1 protein-coding gene is annotated in these 500 nt (G+C 31.4%); it reads right to left on the reverse strand.

The window, feature by feature from the left end; genetic code table 11:
• The coding region (locus ACFFJP_RS21310) for an IS110 family transposase (RefSeq protein ID WP_377249188.1) at positions 1–451 on the reverse strand (451 nt) is incomplete at its 3' end.
• Positions 452–500: the final 49 nt, after the last annotated feature.

Consider the following 500-nt stretch of genomic DNA (forward strand, 5'->3'; position numbering starts at 1 on the left):
GGAGTAATTCAAGGATCTGAAATTTAAGTCGATTTTGTTCATTCTCGATTTCTAGATGAAAACGGACGCGTTCTCTTAATTCAAAGAATATTAACTCATGTATAGGTAAGTTGTCTGTTTGTTTAAGCGTCGGTCCTAAACAAGCAAGCTTATGAGCATCTGCCTGATCAGTTTTCCATGATCTTAGAGCGCTCGTTTTAAATTTGGCTTCTAACGGATTCATTTGAATATAGTTAATTTGATTTACACAACAAAATCGTTCCATACTTCTTGAATAGATACCTGTAGATTCAAAAATGAGTTGTGGGTGGTCTAAGTCATTCAAATACTTGAGTAAATAGTTGTAACCATTTTTATTATTTTGGATGAAAAACTCTTTTTGGAATTTTTCATTTTTATAATGTGCAACTACACTACTTCTTTTACTAATATCAACACCTAAGTAATCGATAAAAAAACCTCCTTTGAATAATTGAGAAGCTAAAAACTTTACTTAACCT

Source organism: Rheinheimera tilapiae (genome assembly GCF_042432165.1).
GTDB lineage: Bacteria > Pseudomonadota > Gammaproteobacteria > Enterobacterales > Alteromonadaceae > Pararheinheimera > Pararheinheimera tilapiae.